The 4,936-nt window shown below is 66.9% G+C and carries 7 protein-coding genes; 2 read left to right on the forward strand and 5 right to left on the reverse strand.

Annotation, left to right across the window (positions count from 1 at the left end; translation table 11 throughout):
* Positions 1 to 54: 54 nt before the first annotated feature.
* Positions 55 to 405 carry a hypothetical protein gene (locus CJZ98_RS17085; protein ID WP_198537933.1) on the reverse strand — a complete coding sequence of 117 codons (351 nt, stop codon included), beginning with the start codon at positions 403 to 405 and terminating at the stop codon, positions 55 to 57.
* A gap of 313 nt (positions 406 to 718) precedes the next feature.
* Between CJZ98_RS17085 and CJZ98_RS19400 the strand changes: the two genes are divergently transcribed.
* Positions 719 to 1,333, forward strand: coding sequence for an ISAs1 family transposase (locus CJZ98_RS19400; protein ID WP_157911069.1), 615 nt, complete (start codon positions 719 to 721; stop codon positions 1,331 to 1,333).
* The gene (locus CJZ98_RS19405) at positions 1,330 to 1,860 is read left to right on the forward strand and encodes an ISAs1 family transposase (RefSeq protein ID WP_332835058.1); all 531 of its coding nucleotides are present in this window, start codon (positions 1,330 to 1,332) and stop codon (positions 1,858 to 1,860) included. Before CJZ98_RS19400 ends, CJZ98_RS19405 begins: the two co-directional genes overlap by 4 nt.
* On the opposite strand, the gene CJZ98_RS17100 is transcribed toward CJZ98_RS19405, so the two are convergent.
* From CJZ98_RS17100 to CJZ98_RS17115, 4 genes are all read right to left on the reverse strand, one after another.
* Positions 1,838 to 2,071 carry a hypothetical protein gene (locus tag CJZ98_RS17100; protein WP_094592317.1) on the reverse strand — a complete coding sequence of 78 codons (234 nt, stop codon included), beginning with the start codon at positions 2,069 to 2,071 and terminating at the stop codon, positions 1,838 to 1,840. The genes CJZ98_RS19405 and CJZ98_RS17100 overlap by 23 nt on opposite strands.
* A complete protein-coding gene (locus CJZ98_RS17105; RefSeq protein WP_094592318.1) occupies positions 2,068 to 2,496 on the reverse strand; it encodes a hypothetical protein in 429 nt (142 codons plus the stop codon). Before CJZ98_RS17105 ends, CJZ98_RS17100 begins: the two co-directional genes overlap by 4 nt.
* A gap of 142 nt (positions 2,497 to 2,638) precedes the next feature.
* Positions 2,639 to 3,688 (reverse strand): Fic family protein, encoded by a 1,050-nt coding sequence (locus CJZ98_RS17110; protein WP_094592319.1) that lies wholly within the window; start codon positions 3,686 to 3,688, stop codon positions 2,639 to 2,641.
* A gap of 34 nt (positions 3,689 to 3,722) precedes the next feature.
* Complete coding sequence (locus tag CJZ98_RS17115; protein WP_094592321.1) at positions 3,723 to 4,286, reverse strand: sigma-70 family RNA polymerase sigma factor; 564 nt, start codon at positions 4,284 to 4,286, stop codon at positions 3,723 to 3,725.
* Between the last annotated feature and the right edge of the window lie 650 nt (positions 4,287 to 4,936).

Genomic DNA, 4,936 nt, shown 5'->3' on the forward strand with positions numbered 1-4,936 from the left:
ATCGCGGGGCTCCAGACCTGAACTGGAGCCCTGTTGTCGCGTCCTGAGACCTGCCTATGTAGTTGCGCGGTCCCGCCTATCTAATCGTCGCCGGACACCCGGAGCATGACCTTGGGCAGCGCGTCCATAAACAGGAGCAATCTCACTGAAATTGCCAGCCCCCATGGTGGCGGCCATCTGGATCGCCTGCTGCATCAGCGCTTCCGGGGCTTCATCGGGATCAAAGCCCAGGCAGGCCTCCAGACGGCGGAAGCGGCTGGCTTCTGCATCGGCGCGCTCCGCCTTCAGCTCCTGCCAGAGATCGAGCAACTCGGTGTGAATCGAATCCCAGGCCTCCAGGCGATCAAGCACGGCGGCGATGAAGGCATCCAGCGTTGCTTCCACCTGCTCCCGTGGAATGGACACCGGAATCGACAGCCTGTTGAGGTAACGGATCGACTGTTGACGCGAGCCGGCTGCACTCTCAGCCTGGAATTGAACCGTGCCGCCTTCGCTGGCCATCACCAGGGCCGGCCAGATGGTGCCCGCATTGGCGGCAGGCCACTCATGGGCCAGGCGCCAATCCGTGGAAGGCCGCAGCCTTTCAGGCGGCCGGGGTTCGTGGAGGAGCCGCCACCAGTTGCCCGCCAGCCAGAACAGGGCCGACTGAAAGTGCGTCCCAGGTCCCGTTGCCCGGCCGATCGGGTCCCGGTTTCGTCGGCTGGACTGCTCCGCTCCCTTGCTCCAGGCCGCTCCGTCCTCCGATCTGATCAGCTTCCTGCAGTCCCTGCCGGAAGGCCGTAAGCGCCGCGGGGTCCGCTATCCCCAGTGGTTGCTGCTGCTGATGGCGATTCTGGGGATCCTGAGCGACTGCCGCAGCGCCCGGGATCTGGAGCGCTTTGCCCGCAGGCACCGCCAGGCGTTCAGCCAGGCCCTGGATCTGGAGCTTTGCAGTGCACCCTGCGACTCCACCTTCCTCTACCTGTTCGAGCGGGTGGATCTGGATGGGCTGTTCGCTCTGCTGCGCCAGTGGATGCTGGCCCAGATCGCTGACCAGGGCAGGGATCTCGATCAGCTGATCTGTGATGGCAAGACCCTGCGGGGTTCCGCCAGCCAGCCGGATGGAGCCGATGGCGCCACGCGATTCGTCACCCAGGTGACGCTCTACGCCCGCGAGCTGGGGGTGGCGATCGCCCAGACCTCCTATGACACCGGAGCGTCCCACGAGCGGGCGGCCCTCAAGCAGCTCCTGGGCACCCTCGATCTGGAGGGGGTGCTGATTCAGGCGGATGCGCTGCACACCTCGCCCTCGTTTTTCAGCTCGCCGCCCAGCAGGGGGCCGACCTGCTGCTGAGCGTCAAAGGCAACCAGCGCCAGCTGCTCCGTCAGATCCGCGATCAGTTCCGGTATCAGCGCCACTTCCCAGTCCAGGAGAGCGCTTTCGAGGCAGGCCACGGCCGCCAGGTGCGCTGGGATCTGCGGGCCCGCAATGCCGGTGAAGCCATCACGGAGCGCTGGAGCGGCGCCAGCTGGATCATCGAGCTGGTGTCCACCGGCGTCCGGGACGGCAAGCCCTTCCGGCAGATCCACCATTTTCTGACGACCCTGCGGACCAGTCCCAAGGCCCTGCTGCGCCTGGTGCGGCAGCGCTGGGCGATCGAGAACGAATGGCACTGGGTGCGGGACGTACGCCTCGGTGAGGACGCCCACCACTACGCCGAGCGCAACGGTGTTCAGGTGCTGGCGCTGCTGCGCAGCCTGGCCCTGAACCTGCTGCGGACCAACGGGTATCGCTCGATCCGAGATGGCCAGGTCGCCGTCAGCCACGACATCTGCAGGATGCTCGGCTGGATCGGGATCAGGACGGCGGGGGCGGGCTGATCGGACTTTCAGTTGGCCCTGCCAGCCAGAAGGCTAGTGGATAAGCGGAAACCAGCACCTCCTCGCGGATGGTTTTGGAGAAGGTGTCGTCGTGTTCGGTGAGGTTGACCTCGCCCACCTGCAGGCGCAGCCGGCCGGTGGTCGCGAGCACTTCGGGAGTGCCCAGGCCAGCGGCTTCCCAGTTGGTGATGCTGAGCTGCAGATCGGTCATGGTCTGTCTCCCAGGCGCTGCAGCACCAGCTCGGCGAACGGGTCTTCTGGCTGCAGGGGGTAGCCGTGATAAGTGCCTGTTTCGCTCTGCTCAAGCTGCGCTTCCAGCACGCGACCCTCTCGCACAGCCCAGATGTTCTGGGGCCAACCGTTGATGCAACGCTCGCTGATCAGGCCTGCAGCAACTCCGGAACGCAGCAGATCCAGGGCTTCCTGACGGCGAAACACGCCGACCTCATCGCAGAGCATCTTCCCCTTGCGGGCGCCGTTGGGGGGCGTGAGGTTGAAGTCGCCTGGGTTGCGCTTGTGCTCCGGGTTCCCCCCATAGAGCAGCTGCTCGCTGAACTGCGCAAGGCGCGCCTCGGGCCAGTTCACCAGATCAGCCAGCTGGCGTTTGGTGTTGTAGGTGCCGCTGCGCCTCCTCATGGGACCTGTCCTCCATGGCAAGCCTGGCGGCCTGCGGCTGTCTTTGCTGTGTTGGCAGCTCCCATCGATCCACTGCCGAACTCCCCTCGATCGGCGCGAGAGCTATTCCGCCCAGCGCTGGCGATGGTCTTCAGCGGGCATGTCATGGCTGCTCAGTCGGAAACGTGTTGAGAAAGGTGTGTCCGGCGGGTGTGAGTCGGTACTTCTGGCGAGAGCTCTTGGGCTTGTCGGGGATCGTCATTTCCAGGTAGTCCATGGCAAGGGCAGGCACGAGATACGCCTCTCGGAAATGTTCCCGATGGGTGAGGCCAACGGCATCCATCAGCTCTGCCCGGCTTTGCTCTCCCCGGCAGGCCCGCAGGAGCTGCAGCACTTGCTCGGTGACATGCTCGGCCACATGCGCGGTGACATGCTCGGTCACCCCTCGATCGAGCGCCAGTTTCCCTTGATCGGGGCGATCACCAGCCAGCAGCGCCGGTCCGAGGGTGTAGTAGCTCTGCGAACCAGCCCCGTGCAGCTCCAGCATGGAGCGATCCCGCAGGCGACGCAGCACCTGACTGGCAGCGAGGGTGTCGAGGCCCATCAGCTGCCGCAGGCTGGCGTTGTCCACCTGCAAATTACGGTGGGCCTGGAGCAGGGCGCGAAACTCCTCCTGGCTGAGTTCTTCTGAGGCGAGGCGCTCCACGAAGGAGCGGTCCGCTTCGGTGAGGGTGGTGGTGTTGCCCAGCACCACAGAGACGTTTCTGGCGGTGGGCTCAATCCGGGGTGCCGGCAGCAAGGCGTCTTCCATCTCGGCAAACATGCGCGGGATCCCCTCGCCCTGGTTGCGGCTGCAGTGCAGGCGCTTGCGGCTGAGCAGCTCCTGCAGGTTGAGCTCAGGCAGCAACCCGCAGGGGCTCACCACCTCCATGCGGTCGTCGAACAGCCACACCTCGATGCCGTAGCCCTGCACGCTGTAGTCGCGGTGAGCGATGGCATTGAGCAGGGCTTCCTGCCAGGAGAAGCGGGGGTACTCGCTCACGGCTTGAAAGCGGTTGCCCACCAGGCGGGAGGGCTGGCGCATCAGCCCACCGATCACGCTGACGGCGTCCTGCCACACCTCCGGCAGGTTGCCCTCGATGCGCGGGCGCTCCTCCACGTTGTGGGTGGCGCCAAGGCGGCGCTCGGTGCCCACCACACGGAACACCTGCACGCCGGCCCTGTTGCTGCCCTGGCCGCTGGACCTCTCAGCCGCCCCAGCCGCCAGCGTGCAGCTGCAGCCGCAGCGAGGCCACGGCTTTCTTCTGGGCTCGCTGCACGGCCATGGCGCTGATGCCCAGCTGCTGCGCCGCTGCCCGCAGCGAGAGACCCTCCAGCAGCATGAGCCGCAGCGCTGCCGCCTGAGCCGCCGGCAGCTGCTCCACCAGGGGGGCCATGCCCTCGGCGGCGGCATCAAGGCTCAGGTGCATCAGCGGCCAGGTGACCTTCTCATGCTCTCGGCGGGAGACCCGCACCAGGCGGACGCGATCGCGCAGGTGGTGCTGCAGGGCCCCGGTGATGCAGCGGCGCAAATAGGGCCCAGCGGGCTCGGCGGCTCTGCAGCGGGGAGCGGAGCGAACCAGGGCTTCACGAGCCACCTGGATCAGATCCTCCCGCTCCACCAGCGGGAAGAGGCGCCGGGCGGCGGCGGAAGCCAGGGGATCAGCCAGGGGCAGGTGCTCCAGCACCAGGGCATTGCGGGCACGCAGGGCAGAACGGCTGAGAGGCGTGGACTGCTGCTGGCTGCGGGAGGAGGAAGCGGGGGAAGCCACCTGAGGGACGGCGGAGAACCCCACCCCCACCGGCCGGCCGCAGCGCCGTGGCAAGGACGCCCCCCTGGGGCGCCTGGCCCGATCCTTGACGTGGCGTGAGGACTGCCCGAGGGATGCGGTGGGTGTGCGCCGGCCCGGAGGTGATCCACGACCTCGGACGCCAGAGCAGTCGGCCGCCCAGCTGCGTCTCTGCCCAGGTCCGCGATTGCCTTGCTGGACCCCGCTCAAGTCCGATGAGAGGGGGCCGCAGCCCCCAGCCCTCAGAAGGGCAGCAGGGCCTCCAGCTCGGGATCCAGGACTGGCTCTGGCTGCTCAGCCTGCCGCTCGGTGAGCAGATCAACTCCTTCGGAGAAGGCTGCGCCTACGAGGAGCCCGGCGAGCCGGATCAGACCCCGGCACCAGCACTCCTCACTGAGTCAGATCAGCAAGCCATCGCTGCTGGCAGAGAACTGAAGGCGACGGGCGGTGTGGGCGTGAGCGAGGGCCATGGTGGGCGCAGCGCAGGACGCCTCCTCCAAGCGGGGCGGGGTCAAGGACCCGCGACGATTCCCTGACTTGATTACCCAGCTCGCTCCGCAGCGCAGGACCTGAGCCCATAGACTGGTACACAAATACCAGTCCGGCCATGGCCCGCAGTGCGATCCAGTTCC

The organism is Vulcanococcus limneticus LL, from assembly GCF_002252705.1.
In the GTDB taxonomy this organism is placed as follows: domain Bacteria; phylum Cyanobacteriota; class Cyanobacteriia; order PCC-6307; family Cyanobiaceae; genus Vulcanococcus; species Vulcanococcus limneticus.

Coding starts and splice junctions, on each gene's coding strand:
- CJZ98_RS17100 (WP_094592317.1), bottom strand. CDS start 2,071: ATGACCGATCTGCAGCTCAGCATCACCAACTGGGAAGCCGCTGGCCTG.
- CJZ98_RS17105 (WP_094592318.1), bottom strand. CDS start 2,496: ATGAGGAGGCGCAGCGGCACCTACAACACCAAACGCCAGCTGGCTGAT.